The organism is Bacillus sp. AFS012607, from assembly GCF_002558005.1.
Taxonomy (GTDB): domain Bacteria; phylum Bacillota; class Bacilli; order Bacillales; family Bacillaceae_G; genus Bacillus_A; species Bacillus_A thuringiensis_S.
On sequence record NZ_NTVM01000005.1, the window covers coordinates 164,288 to 185,144 of the forward strand.

Genomic DNA, 20,857 nt, shown 5'->3' on the forward strand with positions numbered 1-20,857 from the left:
GCATATAAAATAGGATGTTTTTTACTATAAAAATTACTTTTTTGAAAAAATGGTGCAAAGTTACAATTTACCACTGTAACATTGCACCACTTATTCTTTTAATGCCTCTTATAGCAGAAAGTTCATCTATTAATCGGAATAGTGCTAAGTCTTTTTGTTTACTTTCAATCATAATATCGAAATTATGATTGTTTTTTTTTGCAACGTGTAAGAAGGGCTTAATAAACTCTAAATCGATATATTCAGCATGAGCCCTAAATTCTTTTTCCGATCTTGGGGAGGAAATGTGAACTTTAGGAGAGATATTTGTATGTGACCAAGTTTCAAAAATTGCAGGAAGCAACTCTTCTAGTGGTTGCTCGCAAAGATTGGCCATATGATGATGATAATCAAATACAAATGGGATATTTTCTTTTTGGCAAATTGATAAAGTTTCAGAAGTTGTATACGTTTTATCATCGTTTTCAAGGGTCATTTGTTTTTTTATATGTGCAGGAAGTTTTTTTATGTTTTCATGGAAGCGCTCAATTGCCTTTTCTTTATTTCCATAGGCTCCACCTACATGAATATTAATGTAAGAAGAATCTGCAATGCCTATAGCATCCAATATTTTATAATGATAAGTCATATCCGTAATAGCGTTAGTAGTAATATGTGGCTTGTCACTTGTAAATAAAGTAAATTGATTTGGATGAAAACTTATTCGTAAATTGTGTTCTTTAATTAAAGCCCCTATTTTACGCCAAAGTGGTGTGAATACCCCAATATAGTCAAACTCGACTTCGGGATGTGTTGCAAGTGGGACGATGGAAGACGATAGGCGATATAGCGGGATTTCATGCGCTATATTGTAATGAAGGATACGTATTGTGTGCTCTAAATTTTGCCTTATAACATGGTACAATTTGTCTTCTCGCTCTTGTTTGCTGAGTTTCTTAAAGCTTGTAAACGTCATTGTTTTGGCAGGAGAACAGTCCCAGAGTGCCATTGCATGTGAGACATATCCAAACCGCATAATCATATGAGATACACCTCTTTTATTCATTGTCTTTCCTATAAAAAGAAAGCAAGCATTGTTCCAATCCATTCTTTTCCTCTATCGATAAGAGAAGGTGGGTTTACATCGCTATAGGAAAGTACGGATGCATTCTCTAGATCTTCATGGAATTTATTTTTTACTGTTCGAATGAAATGTTTATTATATAACAGGCAGTTTATTTCATGGTTAATATATAAACTTCTCATATCAAAGTTTGCTGTTCCAATATCACAAATATCATCATCCACTATAATAATTTTGGCGTGAAAAAAACCTTGTTGAAATGCGTAAATATTGCAACCAGCCTGTATTAATTTTCGGCAGTACGGGAATTTTGCTTCTCGAACGAGAGGGTGATCAGCTTTTTCTGGAACGAGAATTGTGATTTGAACCCCTCTCTCTCTTGCTTTTAATAAGGCATTCATAATTTTTTTTCCAGGAATGAAATATGGTGTACCAATACAGATTTCTTTTTTTGCTCCGTTAATTAAATGTAAAAAAGTATGCTGTAAATAAGCACCATCAGTCGGAATAAATTGATGCATTATGGTACCTGGGTTTTGTTTTGGAAAATAAAGAGAAACATCCAATAAATTCTGTTTCGTATCATCAAACCAGTCATGCAAAAATTGCTTTTGTAAATCTTGAACCCCTTCTCCTGTAAGACGTAAATGATAGTCTCGCCATAATCCTAAATATTCATTATGCCCTAGATACTCTTCGCCGATATTAAAGCCCCCGATATAGCCAGTTTTCCCATCAATCACTGTAATTTTTCTATGATTTCTTTGATTGGCAGAAAAGAAAAGTAGAGGAAATTTTATCTTATGACAAAATGAAAAAGATACACCATGTTTTCGCAGGGAGCGAATAGCTTCGTTTGATAAATAATGGCTGCCAAATCGATCAAGTAAAAGTCGTACTTCAATTCCTTCCTGAGCCTTATCAATCAGCAACTTTAAAAATTCACGACTGATTTTATCGTTTTTTACAATGAAGAATAAAATATGAATGTGGTGCTGTGCTTGTTTTATATCAGTAAATAAGGCGTCATACAAATCTTTCCCGTATGTATAAAGGTGAAAATCACTTTGACGTAAAGGGAAAGTGCGAGAGCTTACCCGCTTTAAATGAAGAAGTCTCCCGTATGAAAGGTCAATTGTAATCCAAAGAGCAACGGATATTAACAAAAGAGATAAGTAGAGCATCAGTGAATTCCCTCCTTCGCATTCTTTTCACCTTCAGTGTGTTACAAATGATACGGGTAGCGCGGTTGTTATTATAAATTTCATCAGAGGATAGTATGTCGCACTGATTAAAGTTTCACTTTATCCCGCTTTAACGGGCAGTAAGCTTCCTGCTTCAAAAATTGATGAATAAGTAGAAATTAGTTTGGAAATCAACTGCCCGTAAAAGCCCGATTGGTTCAACTAATAATCAGTGGGGGATGAACCACCCCTATTGATTAAAGTTTCACTTTATCCCGCTTTAACGGGCAGTAAGCTTCCTACTTCAAAAACTGATGAATAAGTAGAAGTTAGTTTGGAAATCAACTGCCCGTAAAAGCCCGATTGGTTCAACTAATAATCAGTGGGGGATGAACCACCCCTACAGATTAAAGTTTCACTTTATAGTTTCACCGAAATAAACAGCTTTATGAAAAAATGTGTTGTTCTATAACAAAAAACTGTTGACTGAATGCTCACTCATTATATAATGGGGGTAGGGGATATAATTCAGAAAATTATATATTTTTGAAGATTCTAAAAAGAAAGAGGGCTTACAAAGAGAGGGGTAGCATAAAAATGAATAGCTTACTGATCATTAATTGGCTGGCTGCCATTGCTGTTATTGCTTATGCAGGATATTTGTTTGTATATCTTATACGGACGAGAATAGCCTACATACAATTAGGAAAAAAAATTGAATTTGACCGTCGTTTTAAAGAGCGTTGGGATCTTCTTAAGGTCAATGTTTTCGGTCAGAAAAAGCTGCTGAAAGATAAGAAAAGCGGCATCATTCACGTTATGTTCTTTTACGGATTTATTCTTGTCCAATTTGGAGCAATTGACTTCGTTTGGAAAGGACTCGCACCAGGATCACATCTTCCACTTGGACCACTATACCCTGCATTTACATTCTTCCAGGAAATTGTCACACTTGTTATTTTAATTGCAGTATTTTGGGCTTTTCATAGACGTTATGTAGAAAAGCTTGTTCGTTTAAAACGTAACTTCAAATCAGGTCTTGTTCTTATCTTTATCGGTGGTTTAATGATCTCTGTGCTACTTGGTAACGGTATGGGACTTATATGGCATGGCGAGGAGCTTTCATGGAGTGAACCAATTGCTTCTGCAATCGCTTACGTTTTTAGCGGGATAAATGAAACCGTAGCCATTTCAGTGTTCTATTTCTCTTGGTGGGTGCATTTACTAATTTTGTTAACGTTTTTAGTGTATGTTCCACAATCAAAACATGCGCATTTAATTGCGGGACCAGCTAATGTATTTTTCGGTCGTATTTCAAATCCAGGGAAGCTTGAAAAGATTGATTTTGAAGATGAAACACAAGAAACATTTGGTGTTGGTAAAATTGAAGACTTTAGACAAAATCAACTTATTGACTTATACGCTTGTGTAGAGTGTGGCCGTTGTACAAATATGTGTCCAGCAACAGGCACAGGGAAAATGTTATCGCCGATGGACTTAATATTAAAACTTCGCGATCATTTAACTGATAAAGGGGCTGCGGTAACATCAAAAGCACCGTGGGTTCCAGTAGTTGCCTTCAATAATACACAAGGAAATCAGTTAGCGATGATGGCAGCTGGAAAAGGACAACAAGAATCAGCGGCTACAACGCTCGCTTACGATCCGAGTTTAATCGGAGATGTTATTACAGAAGAAGAGATTTGGGCATGTACAACGTGTCGTAACTGTGAAGATCAATGTCCAGTTATGAATGAGCATGTTGACAAAATTATTGATTTACGTCGATATCTCGTTTTAACAGAAGGAAAAATGGACGCGGAAGCACAACGCGCGATGACAAACATCGAGCGTCAAGGAAATCCGTGGGGTCTGAACCGTAAAGAGCGTGAAACATGGCGCCAAGGTGATGACGAAGTAACAGTTCCAACTGTAAAAGAAAAATCAAAAGCTGGTGAGGAATTCGAGTATTTATTCTGGGTTGGTTCAATGGGATCATACGACAACCGTAGTCAGAAGATTGCAATATCATTTGCGAAGTTAATGAACGAAGCAGGCATTTCATTCGCAATTCTCGGTAATAAAGAAAAGAATTCTGGAGATACACCACGTCGCCTCGGAAATGAATTTGTATTCCAAGAGATGGCTACAAAGAATATCGAAGAATTTGAAAAGGCAGGAGTGAAGAAAATCGTTACGATTGATCCTCATGCTTATAACACATTTAAAAATGAGTATCCGGACTTTGGCTTGCAAGCAGAAGTCTATCATCATACAGAATTGTTAGCCCAGTGGGTGAAAGAAGGGCGTTTAAAGCCTGTTCATGCTATTGAAGAAACAGTTACGTACCATGATTCCTGTTATTTAGGAAGATACAACGAAGTGTACGAAGCGCCACGTGACATTTTGAAAGCGATTCCTGGAGTGAATCTTGTAGAAATGGCACGTAACCGTGAGACTGGAATGTGTTGTGGCGCAGGTGGTGGCTTAATGTGGATGGAAGAAACAACAGGCTCTCGTATTAACGTTGCTCGTACAGAACAAGCATTAGCTGTACAGCCATCCATTATCGGTACAGGTTGTCCATATTGCTTAACGATGATCAGTGATGGCACGAAAGCGAAAGAGGTAGAAGAAAAAGTTCAAACTCTTGATGTGACAGAGATTTTAGAACGATCTGTTATCGGACAGAAAAAAGAAGCGATGTAGTTTATAAGAATGTATACAACTTTAGAAAGAGGTGCAATGATTGCACCTCTTCTCAACGTAGGGATACCGAGCGAGCGCTCAGTGTTAAAAAATGAAATGGGGGAAAGAAACATGAGTAAAACAGTTATTTTAAGTGCTGCAAGAACACCAGTTGGAAAATTCGGAGGATCTTTAAAAGATGTAAAAGCGACGGAACTTGGAGGAATTGCAATTAAAGCAGCGCTTGAAAGAGCAAATGTTGCAGCTAGTGATGTTGAAGAAGTTATATTTGGAACGGTTATTCAAGGTGGACAGGGACAAATTCCATCGCGCCAAGCTGCAAGGGCTGCAGGAATCCCTTGGGAAGTGCAGACGGAAACAGTCAATAAAGTTTGTGCATCAGGCCTTCGTGCGGTTACGTTAGCGGATCAGATTATTCGTACTGGCGATCAATCACTGATTGTAGCTGGTGGTATGGAGTCGATGAGTAACAGTCCTTACATTTTACGCGGAGCAAGATGGGGATACAGAATGGGCAACAACGAAGTTATTGATTTAAACGTTGCTGACGGTTTAACATGCGCATTTTCAGGTACACACATGGGTGTTTATGGCGGAGAAGTTGCGAAGGAAGATGGAATTTCTCGCGAAGCGCAAGATGAATGGGCATATCGTAGCCATGAGCGTGCGGTTTCAGCGCATAAAGAAGGACGTTTTGAAGAGGAGATCGTTCCAGTAACGATCCCGCAAAGAAAAGGCGATTCTATTGTCGTTGCAAAGGATGAGGCGCCACGTGAAGATACAACGATTGAAAAGTTAGCAAAGTTAAAACCTGTATTTGATAAGACAGCGGCGGTGACAGCTGGTAATGCGCCAGGCTTGAACGATGGTGGTGCCGCACTTGTATTAATGAGCGAAGACAGAGCGAAGCAAGAAGGAAGAAAGCCATTAGCGACAATTTTGGCGCATACAGCAATTGCAGTGGAATCTAAAGATTTCCCAAGAACGCCAGGTTATGCAATTAACGCATTGCTTGAAAAAACAGGCAAGACAATTGAAGATATCGATTTATTCGAGATTAATGAAGCATTTGCAGCGGTAGCAATTGCAAGTACAGAAATCGCAGGAATTGATCCAGAAAAATTGAATGTAAATGGCGGCGCAGTAGCGATGGGACATCCAATTGGAGCAAGCGGAGCGCGCATTATCGTTACACTAATCCATGCGCTTAAGCAGCGCGGCGGCGGAATTGGAATTGCTTCGATTTGTAGCGGTGGCGGTCAAGGGGACGCAGTGATGATTGAAGTTCACTAATTAAAGTTCGAGGGTATAAAATTTATTAACAATTAAGGGGGAAGAAAAAATGGGTGTACAAAACATTGTTGTAATTGGTGCAGGGCAAATGGGATCAGGAATTGCACAAGTATGTGCAATGGCAGGATATGACGTGAAGGTACAAGATTTAAAACAAGAGCAATTAGATAGAGGTTTGGCTATCATTACGAAAAACTTAGCGCGCCAAGTAGAAAAAGGACGCATGAAGGAAGAAGAGAAGGAAGCGACATTAAATCGTCTTACAGTAACGCTTGATTTAGATTGTGTGAAAGAAGCGGATCTTATTATTGAAGCAGCTGTTGAGAAAATGGATATTAAAAAGAAAATCTTTGCGAATCTAGATGAAATTGCTCCAGAACACGCAATTTTAGCGACGAATACGTCATCTCTGCCAATTACAGAAATTGCAGCGGTAACGAAGCGTCCGGAAAAAGTAATCGGTATGCACTTTATGAATCCAGTTCCAGTTATGAAGCTTGTTGAGATTATTCGTGGTTTGGCTACAGATGATGCGGTATATGAAGCAATTGAAGATATTACGAAAAAAATTGGGAAAGTACCAGTTGAAGTAAATGATTTCCCAGGTTTTGTATCAAACCGCATTTTGTTACCGATGATTAACGAAGCAATTTATACGTTATATGAAGGTGTAGCGACGAAAGAAGCAATTGATGAAGTAATGAAGCTGGGTATGAACCATCCGATGGGGCCTTTGACGCTCGCTGATTTTATCGGTTTAGATACGTGTTTATACATTATGGAAGTGTTGCATGAAGGATTAGGAGATAGTAAATATCGCCCATGTCCGTTATTACGTAAGTATGTGAATGCAGGATGGTTAGGTCGTAAAACAGGTCGTGGATTCTACGTTTACGAATAAATTCCCCCTTTGTTACAAAATAGTGGTCTTACCAAATTGTTAAAAGGATATATAGCAAATGGAGGCGGAGTATATGAACTTTCGTTTTAATGAAGAGCAGCAAATGATGAGGAAAATGGTTCGGGATTTTGCACAGAAGGAAATAGCTCCCTTTGTTCCTAGTATGGAACAAGGGGTGTTCCCAAAAGAGGTTTTACAAAAGATGGGTAATCTTGGATTAATGGGGATTCCAGCGCCTGCAAAATACGGCGGGGCAGAAATGGATTTTATTTCTTACATTCTAGCAATTGAGGAAATCTCAAAGGTAAGTGCAACAGTTGGTGTAATTTTAGCTGTACATACGTCAGTTGGAATGAATCCGATTTTATATTTCGGAACAGAAGAACAGAAGAAAAAATATGTTTCTAAACTTGCAACCGGGGAATATTTAGGCGCATTTGCTTTAACAGAGCCAAATGCAGGATCGGATGCAGGGAGTTTGAAATCAAGAGCTGTAAAAAAAGGCGATCATTATATTATTAATGGATCGAAAGTGTTTATTACAAATGGTGGTGAAGCAAGTACGTACATTGTATTCGCTTCTACAAATCCAGATGCAGGAAAAAGTGGTATTTCTGCATTTATAGTAGAGAAAGATACACCTGGTTTAATCATCGGAAAAGATGAACATAAGATGGGGCTTCTCGGTTCTCGTACGGTACAACTTACTTTTGAAGATATGAAAGTGCCAGCTGAGAATTTACTTGGGGAAGAAGGACAAGGATTCAAGGTGGCAATGGCGAATTTAGATGTTGGGCGAATTGGAATCGGTGCACAGGCGTTAGGAATTGCTGAAGCGGCGCTTGCATGTGCGATTGATTATGCAAAAGAACGAGAGCAATTTGGGAAACCAATTGCGGCGCAGCAAGGGATTGGCTTCAAGCTTGCAGATATGGCAACAAGTGTCGAAGCAGCAAGGTTACTCGTATATAGAGCGGCGTCTCTTAGGGCGCAAGGATTACCATGCGGTAAAGAAGCATCTATTGCGAAATTATTTGCTTCTAAGACAGCGGTTGAAGTCGCGATTGAAGCGGTGCAAGTATTTGGTGGTTACGGTTATACGAAAGACTATCCAGTAGAACGATTTTTCCGTGATGCGAAAATCACGCAAATATATGAAGGAACAAGTGAAATACAGAAACTTGTTATTAGCCGTGCTTTATAAAAGGGCGAGGGGGAGACGGAGATGCATTTTAAACTATCAGAAGAACATGAAATGATAAGAAAAATGGTTCGAGATTTTGCTAAAAATGAAGTAGCACCAACAGCAGCTGAGCGTGATGAGGAAGAGAGATTTGATCGAGAGTTATTTGATCAAATGGCAGAGCTTGGTTTAACCGGTATTCCGTGGCCTGAAGAATACGGCGGAATTGGAAGCGATTACTTAGCGTACGTAATTGCTATTGAAGAATTATCTCGAGTTTGTGCTTCAACAGGTGTAACACTATCTGCACATACTTCACTTGCGGGATGGCCAATTTTTAAATTTGGGACAGAAGAACAAAAGCAAAAGTTTTTACGACCGATGGCTGAAGGGAAGAAAATTGGTGCATACGGCTTAACGGAGCCAGGATCTGGATCGGATGCTGGTGGAATGAAGACAATCGCAAAGAGAGATGGCGACCATTATATTTTAAATGGATCAAAAATTTTCATTACAAATGGCGGTATTGCTGATATTTATGTTGTTTTTGCGCTAACTGATCCTGAATCGAAGCAGCGCGGTACGAGTGCATTTATTGTAGAAAGTGATACACCGGGATTTTCAGTTGGGAAGAAGGAGAGCAAGCTAGGGATTCGCTCTTCACCAACGACTGAAATTATGTTTGAAGATTGCCGTATTCCTGTAGAGAATCTACTTGGAGAAGAGGGGCAAGGATTTAAAGTTGCGATGCAAACATTAGATGGAGGTCGTAACGGTATTGCGGCGCAAGCTGTTGGTATTGCACAAGGGGCTTTAGATGCTTCTGTAGAATATGCAAGGGAGCGCCATCAATTTGGAAAGCCAATTGCGGCGCAGCAAGGGATTGGCTTTAAACTTGCGGATATGGCAACAGATGTAGAAGCGGCACGCCTTTTAACATATCAAGCGGCTTGGCTTGAATCAGAAGGGCTTCCGTATGGAAAAGAATCAGCGATGTCAAAAGTATTTGCGGGGGATACAGCGATGAAGGTGACGACTGAAGCGGTGCAAGTATTTGGTGGTTACGGTTATACGAAAGATTATCCAGTAGAGCGTTATATGCGAGATGCAAAGATTACACAAATATATGAAGGAACACAAGAGATTCAGAGGCTTGTAATTTCTCGTATGTTAACGAAGTAGGAACGAAAGCGTAGGTATTTTCCTACGCTTTTTCCTTCCAAAAAATAATAGAGAGAGGTGAAGGTAATGGTTAAACATAATGTACATGCATCGGTGAAAGATGAAAAATTAGTTGCGTTAAGACGTGAACAAATGATTAAAGGTGCGGTGCAACTGTTTAAACAAAAAGGATTTCCGCGTACAACAACGAGAGAGATTGCAAAAGCGGCGGGATTTAGTATAGGGACACTTTATGAGTACATTCGTACAAAAGATGATGTTTTGTATTTAGTTTGTGATAGTATATATGAACATGTAAAAGAACGATTAGAGGAAGTAGTATGTACAGAAAAAGGGAGTATAGAAAGTTTAAAGATAGCGATAACGAATTACTTTAAAGTGATGGACGAATTACAAGAAGAAGTATTAATTATGTATCAAGAAGTACGTTTTTTACCGAAAGAATCTCTCCCATATGTATTAGAAAAAGAGTTTCAAATGGTAGGAATGTTTGAGGATATTTTAGAACAGTGTACGGAAAATGGAACGTTTATATTAAATAAAAAAGAAATACAGCTTCTTGCACATAATATTTTTATACAAGGACAAATGTGGGGGTTTAGACGCTGGGCGCTGCAAAAACTGTATACGCTTGAAGAATACACAGAAATGCAAATTAGGTATGTGTTGCAAGGTGCCCATATGCTTCCGAAATAAGGAACAGACAAATTATTAATTTTATTACCATATAAAAGTTTCCCGTTTTTTTTTGTAGCATATTTGTGCGACTTTTGTTTATAATGAATAGTATGGATTTTTTTAAGCAGACCGTTATATATAAGGTTATATTTGATGAAAGGAAGTGCCGCATAAGTGAATTTTAAGCAATATTCACCAGAAGAGCTAAAAGAATGTTCAATGATTGAAGTTGTACATAGCGTTTTAGGGGATAAAAGACAAGCAACGACATTCAACGAGTTGGTTCAAGAAATCGCTCAAGTGCTGGGACTATCTCAAGAGCAAGTTAATGCGAAACTCGCACAATTTTATACAGACTTAAACATCGATGGACGTTTCATTAATTTAGGAGAAAATCGTTGGGGACTACGCAGCTGGTACCCATATGAGCAAATTGATGAAGAAATCTTACCACAGCCAAAACCGAAGAAGAAACGTAAAGTTGAAGAAGACGGTTTTGACGACTACATTGAAGAAGATGAAGATGACTTTGACGATGCAGACGGAAATGCAGACGAAGAAGATGATGTAGAAGATTTGGACAAGGTTCTTGAAGAAGAAGACGGAGATGACGACGATCTTGATGATTTAGAAGAAGATGAAGAAGACGACTTCGCTGAAGAAGAACTTGAGTATGATGAAACTGAAGAAGAAGAGGAAGAACTGTAGTTCTTGACTTTTCATTATCGTCCATGTAGAATCATTTTTGGGCTCTTTAAAAAAGGACGATAATACTTTTAAAGTGTAAATATAAAAGAAAATTGCTCCCTACTTATTACTTTATGTGATGAGGGGAGCAATTTTCTTTTTTGTTTTTTGTTTAGAAAATAAAAAGAGTCTAACAATAAGATGGATACAGTGTTATCTACATACGTTGCGCTTTGCAACGGTGATTATATAACAGCAAAATAGAAGGGAGCTTTTTCATGACTAAGTATATTTTTGTAACAGGCGGTGTAGTATCGTCTTTAGGAAAAGGTATTACAGCAGCATCTCTTGGAAGACTTTTAAAAAATCGTGGTTTAAATGTAACGATTCAAAAGTTTGATCCATACATTAACGTAGACCCAGGGACTATGAGCCCATACCAACACGGTGAGGTATTCGTAACAGATGATGGCGCAGAAACTGACTTAGACCTTGGTCACTATGAGCGTTTTATCGACATTAACTTAAACAAATACAGCAACGTAACAACAGGTAAAATTTACTCTTCAGTTCTTCAAAAAGAGCGTCGCGGTGAATATTTAGGAGGAACAGTTCAAGTTATTCCTCACATTACTAACGAAATTAAAGAGCGCGTATATCGTTCTGGCCGTGAAACAAATGCGGATGTTGTTATTACAGAAATCGGTGGAACTGTTGGTGATATCGAGTCTCTACCATTCTTAGAAGCAATCCGTCAAATTAAGAGCGACATCGGTCGTGACAATGTAATGTACATTCACTGTACGTTAATCCCGTACTTAAAAGCAGCGGGTGAAATGAAAACAAAACCAACACAACATAGTGTTAAAGAACTTCGTAGCTTAGGTATTCAACCAAATATTATCGTTGTTCGTACAGAACTTCCTGTTTCTCAAGATATGAAAGACAAGCTTGCATTATTCTGTGACATCGATACAAAAGCAGTTATCGAAGCTCGCGATGCAGATACTTTATATGCGGTTCCATTATCTCTTCAAGAACAAAACATGGACCAAATCGTTTGTGATCACTTAAAATTAGACAATCCAGCTGCAGATATGACAGAGTGGACTGCGCTAGTTAACAAGGTACGTAACCTTTCTAAGAAAACAAAAATCGCTCTTGTTGGTAAATATGTAGAACTTCAAGATGCATATATTTCTGTTGTAGAAGCACTTCGTCATGCTGGTTACTCATTCGATACAGATGTAGAAGTAAAATGGGTAAATGCTGAGCACGTAACAGCAGAAAATGTACAAGAATTAGTAGGAGACACAGATGGTATCCTTGTACCAGGTGGCTTCGGCGATCGTGGTGTAGAAGGTAAAATCGTTGCGATTCAATATGCTCGTGAAAACAAAGTTCCATTCTTAGGAATTTGCTTAGGTATGCAACTTGCATCAATCGAATTCGCACGTAATGTATTAGGTTTAGAAGGTGCTAACTCTTCTGAAATTAACCCTGATACACCATACGCAATCATTGACCTATTACCAGAACAAAAAGATGTAGAGGACCTAGGTGGTACACTTCGTCTTGGTCTATACCCATGTAAGCTTTCTGAAGAAACAAATGCTTACAATGCTTATAATGAGCCGGTTGTATATGAGCGTCATCGTCATCGTTATGAGTTCAACAACCAGTTCCGTCCGGATATGGAAAAAGAAGGATTCGTATTCTCTGGTACAAGCCCAGACGGTCGTCTAGTTGAAATCATTGAATTAAAAGACCACCCTTGGTTCGTAGCAGCACAGTTCCACCCAGAACTTGTTTCTCGTCCAAACCGTCCACAACCATTGTTCCATGACTTCGTAAGAGCTTCTATTACGAATAAAGAGAGCAAGTAATAAAAAAAGCGCCGTCACTTTAAAGTGACGGCGCTTTTTTTAATATTCGTTTAACATTTCATCGATTGTAAATTTGATTCCGTGATAAGCAAATAAAGCCACTATTAAGCTTGGGAACCCGTAGCGATTACCTTCATCGTCTGGAATAAGGCCTTTTAACAGTTTTGTATCAATATGTACGTCTGTATATTGTTCCAGTGATTTCGTACCTTCTTGAAGAGCAGAAATGCCGACAATAGAGTGTCCCTCTTCTTGTAGTTTTTTTGCAATTTCTACAACTGCTTCATCTGTTGAAAAACGGCTAATAAGAAGTACACGATCCGCAGAGGTTACTTCTGCTTCTTTACCATTTTCAAATAAGCGTTTTGCTTGCTTCATTGGTTCAGCACCGAATAGTGCTTCGGTAACAACACCATCCATTTCATTTGTACCATATAAATAAATGAAACCATCGCCAATTAGTGCTTGAGCAAGTAAACGAGCGCTATCTTCTATATTCATTTCTTCTTTTTGAGAAACTCTGGAGAAATAACCACTTAATTGAGTTGAAAAAATTTTTAACATAATGTTACTCCCTTCGTACGTGTTTGCCGGCTTTCATTATAGTTTATTTTTTTAGAAAGGTGAAATCGTAGGGTAGCATAACAAAATAGGAAACGGTAAAATAAGAAAGAATAGGAAGGAATTTGCCAAAGAATAGCGAAAATAAATCGTTAAGATATAAGAAGCTTTAAATCTTGTACTTACACAGAAAGGTTGGGAATTATGGAAGGTAAAATTTTAATCGTTGATGATCAATATGGGATTCGTGTGTTATTACATGAAGTGTTCCAAAAAGAAGGTTATCAGACATTCCAAGCAGCGAATGGATTTCAAGCTTTAGATATCGTGAAAAAAGATAATCCGGATTTAGTAGTATTAGATATGAAAATTCCAGGCATGGATGGTATAGAGATTTTAAAGCATGTAAAAGAAATTGATGAGAGTATTAAAGTCATTTTAATGACTGCTTATGGAGAGCTTGATATGATCCAAGAAGCAAAAGATTTAGGTGCTTTAATGCATTTTGCTAAACCATTTGATATTGATGAAATTCGTCAAGCTGTGAGAAATGAGCTCGCTGTAGAGGCATAAAAATGAATTTTTTATAAAAAATATGGAAAAAAGCGTTTACATGGACTATTGTGCAGGTGAATACGGTTGAGTTTTTGAGTACAAGTTGTTATCCTATTGAGTGTAGAAAAAAGTCCGGTATGTAGATATACATATTTTACCTTATTCTGGTCATACTACCAGCGATAAGAACTTATCGGATACAAAAAACGTTTTTTAGGAGGATTCACCATGCCTTTAGTTTCTATGAAAGAAATGCTAAACAAAGCACTAGAAGGAAAATACGCAGTTGGTCAATTCAACATGAACAACTTAGAGTGGACTCAAGCTATCTTAGCTGCTGCGGAAGAAGAAAAATCTCCTGTAATCCTAGGTGTATCTGAGGGTGCAGCTCGTCATATGACTGGTTTCAAAACAGTTGTAGCTATGGTTAAAGCTTTAATCGAAGAAATGAACATCACTGTTCCTGTAGCGATTCACCTTGACCATGGTTCAAGCTTCGAAAAATGTAAAGAAGCAATTGATGCAGGTTTCACATCTGTAATGATCGACGCTTCTCACCACCCATTCGAAGAAAACGTTGAAACTACTAAACAAGTAGTAGAATACGCACACGCTCGTAACGTATCTGTTGAAGCTGAGCTTGGAACAGTTGGCGGACAAGAAGACGACGTAATCGCTGAAGGCGTAATTTACGCTGATCCAGCAGAGTGTAAGCACCTTGTTGAAGCAACAGGTATCGATTGCCTAGCTCCAGCTTTAGGTTCTGTACACGGTCCTTACAAAGGTGAGCCTAACTTAGGATTCGCTGAAATGGAACAAGTTCGTGACTTCACTGGCGTACCTTTAGTATTACACGGTGGTACTGGTATCCCAACTGCTGATATCGTAAAAGCTATCTCTTTAGGTACTTCAAAAATCAACGTAAACACTGAGAACCAAATCGAGTTTACAAAAGCTGTTCGTGAAGTATTAAACAAAGACCAAGAAGTTTACGATCCTCGTAAATTTATCGGACCTGGCCGCGACGCTATTAAAGCAACTGTTGCTGGTAAAATGCGTGAGTTCGGTTCTAACGGTAAAGCGTAAGAATAAAATTCCGTTTTGGAAACCGTCTAGTCTTTTAGACGGTTTCCTTTCGTTGTATAATGAAAGCGTGAACAAGTCGAAAGATTTTATCATTTTTGGTTTTTAAATAGAAAATAATGTGCATAGTCCTATTAATAAATGTGATAACGTATCTAAATTGATAAAGTGAATTCGATGAATAGTTGATCTTTATCTATTCGTGCTACAGGAGAAATGAAGATAATGGTTTCCTATTTATCCCGCATTAAAGGGCAGTAAGACCCCCACCTCAAAATTTAGTGGAAGCAAAGAAGTTAGGTGGGGGTCAACTGCCCGTAAAAGCCCGATTGGTTCAACTAATAACCAGTGGGGGATAAACACCCCCGACTAATTAAAGTTTCACTTTATTGAGTTTTGGGATGGAAAGAGTAATTGAGATTCTTAAGGGGAGCTTTCTATAAAAATATAGAAAGTAAATACATTCACAAGAAGGGAGCTCAATATGGAAAAATTGCTAATTGAAGGCGGAAGAGCTTTAAATGGAACAATTCGAGTAAGCGGTGCAAAGAACAGTGCCGTTGCATTAATTCCAGCGACAATTTTAGCAGATACTCCAGTAACTATTGGTGGTGTCCCTAATATTTCGGACGTGAAAATGTTAGGAGACTTACTAGAGGAAATTGGAGGGAAAGTAACTTATGGACAGGAGGAAGAGATGGTAGTCGATCCTTCTAACATGGTTGCAATGCCTTTGCCAAATGGAAAAGTGAAAAAGTTGCGCGCTTCTTATTATTTAATGGGTGCGATGCTTGGCCGTTTTAAAAAAGCTGTTATTGGGCTTCCGGGTGGATGTCATTTAGGACCGAGGCCAATTGATCAGCATATTAAAGGGTTTGAAGCGCTGGGTGCACATGTTACAAATGAACAAGGTGCCATCTATTTAAGGGCAGATGAACTACATGGAGCACGTATTTATTTAGATGTTGTTAGTGTGGGAGCTACGATTAATATTATGCTAGCAGCTGTACGAGCGAAAGGTAGAACTGTTATTGAAAATGCAGCGAAAGAGCCCGAGATTATTGATGTAGCTACATTGTTAACAAGCATGGGAGCACGTATTAAAGGTGCTGGTACAGATGTAATCCGAATAGATGGTGTGGACTCTTTACATGGTTGTCACCATACTATCATCCCAGATCGTATCGAAGCTGGTACGTATATGATTCTAGGAGCTGCATCAGGAGGAGAAGTAACGGTTGATAACGTTATTCCTCAGCACTTAGAATCAGTTACTGCAAAGCTAAGAGAAGCTGGTGTTCAAGTTGAAACGAACGATGATCAAATTACGGTGAACGGTAATAGAAAGTTAAAAGTAGTTGATATCAAAACGCTTGTATATCCAGGTTTTCCAACAGATTTACAACAGCCGTTTACGACGCTTTTAACAAAAGCGCACGGGACGGGAGTTGTAACAGATACAATTTACGGTGCCCGTTTCAAACACATTGATGAATTACGTCGTATGAATGCTCAAATTAAAGTAGAAGGTCGTTCGGCAATTGTAACTGGTCCTGTGTTACTGCAAGGTGCAAAAGTGAAGGCGAGTGATTTACGAGCGGGAGCGGCACTTGTTATTGCAGGGTTAATGGCAGATGGAATTACAGAAGTAACAGGACTTGAGCATATTGATCGAGGTTATGAGAATATAGTGGACAAGCTTAAAGGGCTTGGAGCAAACATTTGGCGAGAACAAATGACAAAACAAGAAATTGAAGAGATGAAGAACGCATAAGTGATACTTCCGCAAGGGGGAAGCGAAGGATCACTACTTGCGGAAGTACACTTTATAGAAAAACACGGTTCACAAAATACGGCAGAAATATAAAGACTTAAAGGAGAGGGATTATTGTGGAAAGAAGTTTATCTATGGAGTTAGTACGTGTAACAGAGGCTGCAGCATTATCATCAGCGCGTTGGATGGGGCGCGGGAAAAAAGATGAAGCAGACGGTGCAGCAACATCAGCTATGCGTGATGTATTTGATACAATTCCGATGAAAGGTACAGTTGTAATTGGTGAAGGTGAGATGGATGAAGCACCAATGCTATATATCGGAGAGAAATTAGGTACAGGATATGGACCACGTGTAGACGTTGCAGTTGATCCTTTAGAAGGGACAAACATCGTAGCAGCTGGTGGCTGGAATGCTCTTGCTGTTATTGCAATTGCAGACCATGGTAATTTGTTACATGCTCCTGACATGTACATGGATAAAATCGCGGTTGGCCCAGAAGCAGTTGGGGCGGTCGACATTGATGCGCCTATTATTGATAACTTACGTGCAGTTGCGAAAGCGAAAAATAAAGATATTGAAGATGTTGTAGCGACAGTTTTAAATCGCCCACGTCATCAAGAAATTATCGAAGAAATTCGTAAAGCTGGTGCTCGTATTAAATTAATTAATGATGGAGATGTAGCTGGAGCGATTAATACAGCGTTTGATCGTACAGGTGTAGATATTTTATTTGGATCTGGTGGAGCACCTGAAGGTGTATTAGCAGCAGTTGCTTTAAAATGTTTAGGTGGAGAAATTCACGGAAAACTATTGCCACAAAACGAAGCTGAATTAGCGCGTTGTAAAAAAATGGGCATAGAAGACATTAATCGTATCCTTCGTATGGAGGACTTAGTAAAAGGTGACGATGCAATCTTTGCAGCAACAGGTGTAACAGATGGAGAACTATTACGCGGTGTTCAATTTAAAGGTAGCGTAGGAACAACGCAATCTCTTGTTATGCGTGCGAAATCAGGCACAGTTCGCTTCGTAGATGGTCGTCATAGCTTAAATAAAAAACCGAACTTGGTTATTAAGTAAAAGGTGGAAGCGGCTCGCTCAGAATCGCAGGACATTGGAACTCTCGACCTTGAAGCGCTCTTTGCTTCGAGTGAGAGAGTGAAATGACCGGAGATTCTAGCCGCTGGAACTGGATTTAAGTAAAAAGCGTAAGCAGCTTGCTCAGAAGGGGAAGGCATTGGAACTCCTGACGAAGAGGCATTTTGTGCCTCGCAGGAAGGGGTGAAATGACTGACCCTTCTAGCCACCGACCATTCTAGCTGCTGAAGCTGGATTAAATAAAAAGCGTAAGCGGCTCCTTCAGAAAGGTTAAAATGGTCGATCTTTTTAACTATCGGAGCTGGAACTAAACTAAATAAGAAGCGAAGACAAATTTTCTTGTCTTCGCTTCTTGTATTTGTGTTCCAACGTATTGATTAAAACTAGATAAAAGGGTTACAATAGTGAATATTACCCTACTTGAACTTATTGCCTTTCATTATTAATTATTTGCCTTCCGTATTTTTCCCTTTACCCATGAAAAAAGAGAATAACGTTAAAGTGTGGTGTCTGAATGAATTTGTCAATTGCAGCATTAGAAAACATGAAATTAAAAGAGTTATACGAGCTTGCGAAAGAATTTAAGATTTCGTATTATAGCAAGTTAACGAAAAAAGAGTTAATCTTTTCTATTTTGAAAGCTCGAGCAGAAAAAGAAGGTTTCTTTTTCATGGAAGGCGTATTAGAAATTATTCAATCAGAAGGATTTGGATTCCTACGTCCTATCAACTATTCTCCAAGCTCAGAAGATATTTATATCTCAGCTTCGCAAATTCGTCGTTTCGATTTACGTAATGGAGACAAAGTTTCTGGTAAAGTACGACCTCCGAAAGAAAATGAACGCTATTTTGGGTTATTACAAGTTGAAGCTGTAAACGGAGATGATCCAGATTCAGCAAAAGAGCGTGTGCATTTCCCTGCATTAACACCATTATACCCAGATCGCCAAATGAAATTGGAAACGGAACCGAAAAAGTTACCGACACGTATCATGGATTTAATCGCACCAGTTGGATTTGGACAACGTGGTTTAATTGTTGCGCCTCCAAAGGCTGGTAAAACAAGTCTATTAAAAGAAATTGCACACAGTGTTACAACAAATCATCCAGAAGCAGAATTAATTGTTCTTTTAATTGATGAGCGTCCAGAGGAAGTAACAGACATTGAACGTTCTGTTAAGGGTGACGTTGTAAGTTCTACTTTTGATGAAGTACCAGAAAATCATATTAAAGTAGCTGAACTTGTGTTAGAACGTGCAATGCGTCTTGTAGAGCACAAAAAAGATGTTATCATTTTAATGGATAGTATTACCCGTTTAGCGCGAGCTTACAACCTCGTTATTCCGCCAAGTGGTAGAACATTATCGGGTGGTATCGACCCAGCGGCTTTCCATAGACCGAAGCGTTTCTTTGGAGCTGCACGTAATATTGAAGAAGGCGGTAGCTTAACGATTTTAGCAACAGCCCTTGTTGATACAGGATCTCGTATGGACGATGTTATTTACGAGGAATTTAAAGGAACTGGAAATATGGAACTTCACTTAGATCGTTCGTTAGCTGAACGTCGTATCTTCCCAGCGATTGATATTCGTCGTTCTGGTACACGTAAAGAAGATCTATTAATTCCAAAAGAGCATTTAGACAAGTTATGGGGCATTCGTAAAACAATGCGTGATACACCAGACTTTGTTGAAAGCTTCTTACGTAAGCTTCGTCAAACGAAGACAAACGAAGAATTTTTACAAAACATTGTTGCAGACTCTAAAAGGTATGTAACAACTAAGTAAAGGGAAAAGATTGGGACTCGCTTATTTTATAGTAAGCGAGTTTTCTTATGCCTTTTAGGTGATATTAAAGAGAGAAATAAGTGGGAGAACCTTAGCTGGTCAGAGCTGAGCGAGCCCAAGCCACTTTAAATTTCAAAAGACAAAAACAGGTAGTTGCAAAATGAAGTTAGCCTTGTTATAATTTCATCATATGTGTTTCATCAATATAGTTGTGTATGCAGCTGAAGATGAAAAACTCTGTTTCGAAAATGATTCAGGGCGGAAGGAGATGAAAAGAATGAAAGCAGGAATTCACCCAGATTACAAGAAAGTTGTATTCATGGACACAAACACAGGCTTCAAATTCTTAAGCGGGTCTACTAAAGGCTCTAGCGAAACTGTTGAGTGGGAAGATGGTAACACTTATCCATTACTAAAAGTTGAGATCAGTTCTGATTCTCACCCATTCTACACTGGACGTCAGAAGTTTGCTACTGCAGACGGACGCGTTGATCGCTTCAATAAGAAATACGGTATCAAGTAATAAAAACATAAAACAGGCAAGTGTATGTATTCGCTTGTCTGTTTTTTTTGTGAAAATATTATACCTTTACCCTACTTTTAACTAAAAAGTAGATGAAAGGAGAGCTTCATGTACTTAATAAATCAAAATGGCTGGATTGAAGTGATTTGCGGTAGTATGTTTTCTGGTAAATCAGAAGAGTTAATCCGCCGTGTGCGCCGTACGCAATTTGCAAAACAACATGCAATTGTATTTAAACCATGTATTGATAATCGCTATAGTGAAGAAGACGTTGTATCGCATAACGGATTAAAGGTAAAAGCAGTTCCTGTTTCAGCTTCAAAAGATATATTTGAACATATCACTGAAGATATGGATGTAATTGCAATCGATGAGGTACAATTCTTTGATGGGGACATTGTGGAAGTGGTGCAAGTATTGGCAAATCGTGGCTATCGTGTCATTGTAGCTGGTTTAGACCAAGATTTCCGTGGTCTACCATTTGGACAAGTTCCTCAGCTGATGGCAATTGCTGAACATGTAACAAAGCTACAAGCAGTATGTTCTGCATGTGGATCTCCGGCAAGTCGTACACAACGATTAATTGATGGAGAACCAGCGGCATTTGATGATCCGATTATTTTAGTTGGGGCTTCAGAATCGTATGAACCACGATGTCGTCATTGTCATGCAGTTCCTACAAACAAAGACAAGTAAAACTCGCTGCGCA

Annotated in this window: 18 protein-coding genes; 15 read left to right on the plus strand and 3 right to left on the minus strand. The window is 38.8% G+C overall.

Annotated elements, in window-relative coordinates; genetic code table 11:
* Window positions 1–67 precede the first annotated feature (67 nt).
* Window positions 68–1,021 (minus strand): UV DNA damage repair endonuclease UvsE, encoded by a 954-nt coding sequence (gene uvsE, locus CN409_RS03565; RefSeq protein ID WP_014895365.1) that lies wholly within the window; start codon window positions 1,019–1,021, stop codon window positions 68–70.
* A gap of 32 nt (window positions 1,022–1,053) precedes the next feature.
* Complete coding sequence (gene cls, locus CN409_RS03570) at window positions 1,054–2,247, minus strand: cardiolipin synthase (RefSeq protein WP_000966425.1); 1,194 nt, start codon at window positions 2,245–2,247, stop codon at window positions 1,054–1,056.
* Between the two features lie 597 nt (window positions 2,248–2,844).
* On the opposite strand from cls, the gene CN409_RS03575 reads away from it, so the two are divergent.
* The 8 genes from CN409_RS03575 (at window position 2,845) to pyrG (ending at window position 12,766) form a co-directional block, all read left to right on the plus strand.
* On the plus strand, window positions 2,845–4,956 hold the full coding sequence (locus CN409_RS03575) for a (Fe-S)-binding protein (protein WP_001086753.1): 2,112 nt from the start codon (window positions 2,845–2,847) through the stop codon (window positions 4,954–4,956).
* Window positions 4,957–4,965: 9 nt separating this feature from the next.
* Window positions 4,966–6,249: an acetyl-CoA C-acetyltransferase gene (locus CN409_RS03580; protein WP_141527681.1), complete on the plus strand. Its 1,284-nt coding sequence runs from the start codon at window positions 4,966–4,968 to the stop codon at window positions 6,247–6,249.
* A 49-nt stretch (window positions 6,250–6,298) separates the two neighbouring features.
* The gene (locus CN409_RS03585; RefSeq protein ID WP_000538874.1) at window positions 6,299–7,150 is read left to right on the plus strand and encodes a 3-hydroxybutyryl-CoA dehydrogenase; all 852 of its coding nucleotides are present in this window, start codon (window positions 6,299–6,301) and stop codon (window positions 7,148–7,150) included.
* 73 nt (window positions 7,151–7,223) lie between these two features.
* Complete coding sequence (locus CN409_RS03590) at window positions 7,224–8,354, plus strand: acyl-CoA dehydrogenase (protein WP_001011191.1); 1,131 nt, start codon at window positions 7,224–7,226, stop codon at window positions 8,352–8,354.
* 21 nt (window positions 8,355–8,375) lie between these two features.
* Window positions 8,376–9,515, plus strand: coding sequence for an acyl-CoA dehydrogenase AcdA (gene acdA, locus CN409_RS03595; RefSeq protein ID WP_000545543.1), 1,140 nt, complete (start codon window positions 8,376–8,378; stop codon window positions 9,513–9,515).
* Window positions 9,516–9,581: 66 nt separating this feature from the next.
* Window positions 9,582–10,211, plus strand: a complete 630-nt coding sequence (locus CN409_RS03600) for a TetR/AcrR family transcriptional regulator (RefSeq protein WP_000238594.1) — start codon at window positions 9,582–9,584, stop codon at window positions 10,209–10,211.
* Window positions 10,212–10,367: 156 nt separating this feature from the next.
* Complete coding sequence (rpoE, locus tag CN409_RS03605) at window positions 10,368–10,901, plus strand: DNA-directed RNA polymerase subunit delta (RefSeq protein ID WP_001009774.1); 534 nt, start codon at window positions 10,368–10,370, stop codon at window positions 10,899–10,901.
* A gap of 257 nt (window positions 10,902–11,158) precedes the next feature.
* Window positions 11,159–12,766: a CTP synthase gene (gene pyrG / locus CN409_RS03610; protein ID WP_000170448.1), complete on the plus strand. Its 1,608-nt coding sequence runs from the start codon at window positions 11,159–11,161 to the stop codon at window positions 12,764–12,766.
* A 39-nt stretch (window positions 12,767–12,805) separates the two neighbouring features.
* On the opposite strand, the gene CN409_RS03615 is transcribed toward pyrG, so the two are convergent.
* Window positions 12,806–13,330 carry a DUF2529 domain-containing protein gene (locus CN409_RS03615; protein ID WP_000912391.1) on the minus strand — a complete coding sequence of 175 codons (525 nt, stop codon included), beginning with the start codon at window positions 13,328–13,330 and terminating at the stop codon, window positions 12,806–12,808.
* A 201-nt stretch (window positions 13,331–13,531) separates the two neighbouring features.
* Between CN409_RS03615 and spo0F the strand changes: the two genes are divergently transcribed.
* From spo0F to CN409_RS03660, 7 genes are all read left to right on the plus strand, one after another.
* Window positions 13,532–13,900: a sporulation initiation phosphotransferase Spo0F gene (gene spo0F / locus CN409_RS03620; protein WP_000398594.1), complete on the plus strand. Its 369-nt coding sequence runs from the start codon at window positions 13,532–13,534 to the stop codon at window positions 13,898–13,900.
* A 210-nt stretch (window positions 13,901–14,110) separates the two neighbouring features.
* On the plus strand, window positions 14,111–14,968 hold the full coding sequence (locus CN409_RS03625; RefSeq protein WP_001131856.1) for a class II fructose-bisphosphate aldolase: 858 nt from the start codon (window positions 14,111–14,113) through the stop codon (window positions 14,966–14,968).
* A gap of 481 nt (window positions 14,969–15,449) precedes the next feature.
* Window positions 15,450–16,739 carry a UDP-N-acetylglucosamine 1-carboxyvinyltransferase gene (gene murA, locus CN409_RS03635; RefSeq protein ID WP_000413248.1) on the plus strand — a complete coding sequence of 430 codons (1,290 nt, stop codon included), beginning with the start codon at window positions 15,450–15,452 and terminating at the stop codon, window positions 16,737–16,739.
* Window positions 16,740–16,855: 116 nt separating this feature from the next.
* The gene (glpX, locus tag CN409_RS03645; protein WP_000442340.1) at window positions 16,856–17,821 is read left to right on the plus strand and encodes a class II fructose-bisphosphatase; all 966 of its coding nucleotides are present in this window, start codon (window positions 16,856–16,858) and stop codon (window positions 17,819–17,821) included.
* 532 nt (window positions 17,822–18,353) lie between these two features.
* Complete coding sequence (rho, locus tag CN409_RS03650; RefSeq protein ID WP_001053903.1) at window positions 18,354–19,625, plus strand: transcription termination factor Rho; 1,272 nt, start codon at window positions 18,354–18,356, stop codon at window positions 19,623–19,625.
* A gap of 277 nt (window positions 19,626–19,902) precedes the next feature.
* Complete coding sequence (locus CN409_RS03655; protein WP_000643435.1) at window positions 19,903–20,148, plus strand: type B 50S ribosomal protein L31; 246 nt, start codon at window positions 19,903–19,905, stop codon at window positions 20,146–20,148.
* A gap of 108 nt (window positions 20,149–20,256) precedes the next feature.
* Window positions 20,257–20,844, plus strand: coding sequence for a thymidine kinase (locus tag CN409_RS03660; protein WP_000280851.1), 588 nt, complete (start codon window positions 20,257–20,259; stop codon window positions 20,842–20,844).
* Window positions 20,845–20,857 lie beyond the last annotated feature (13 nt).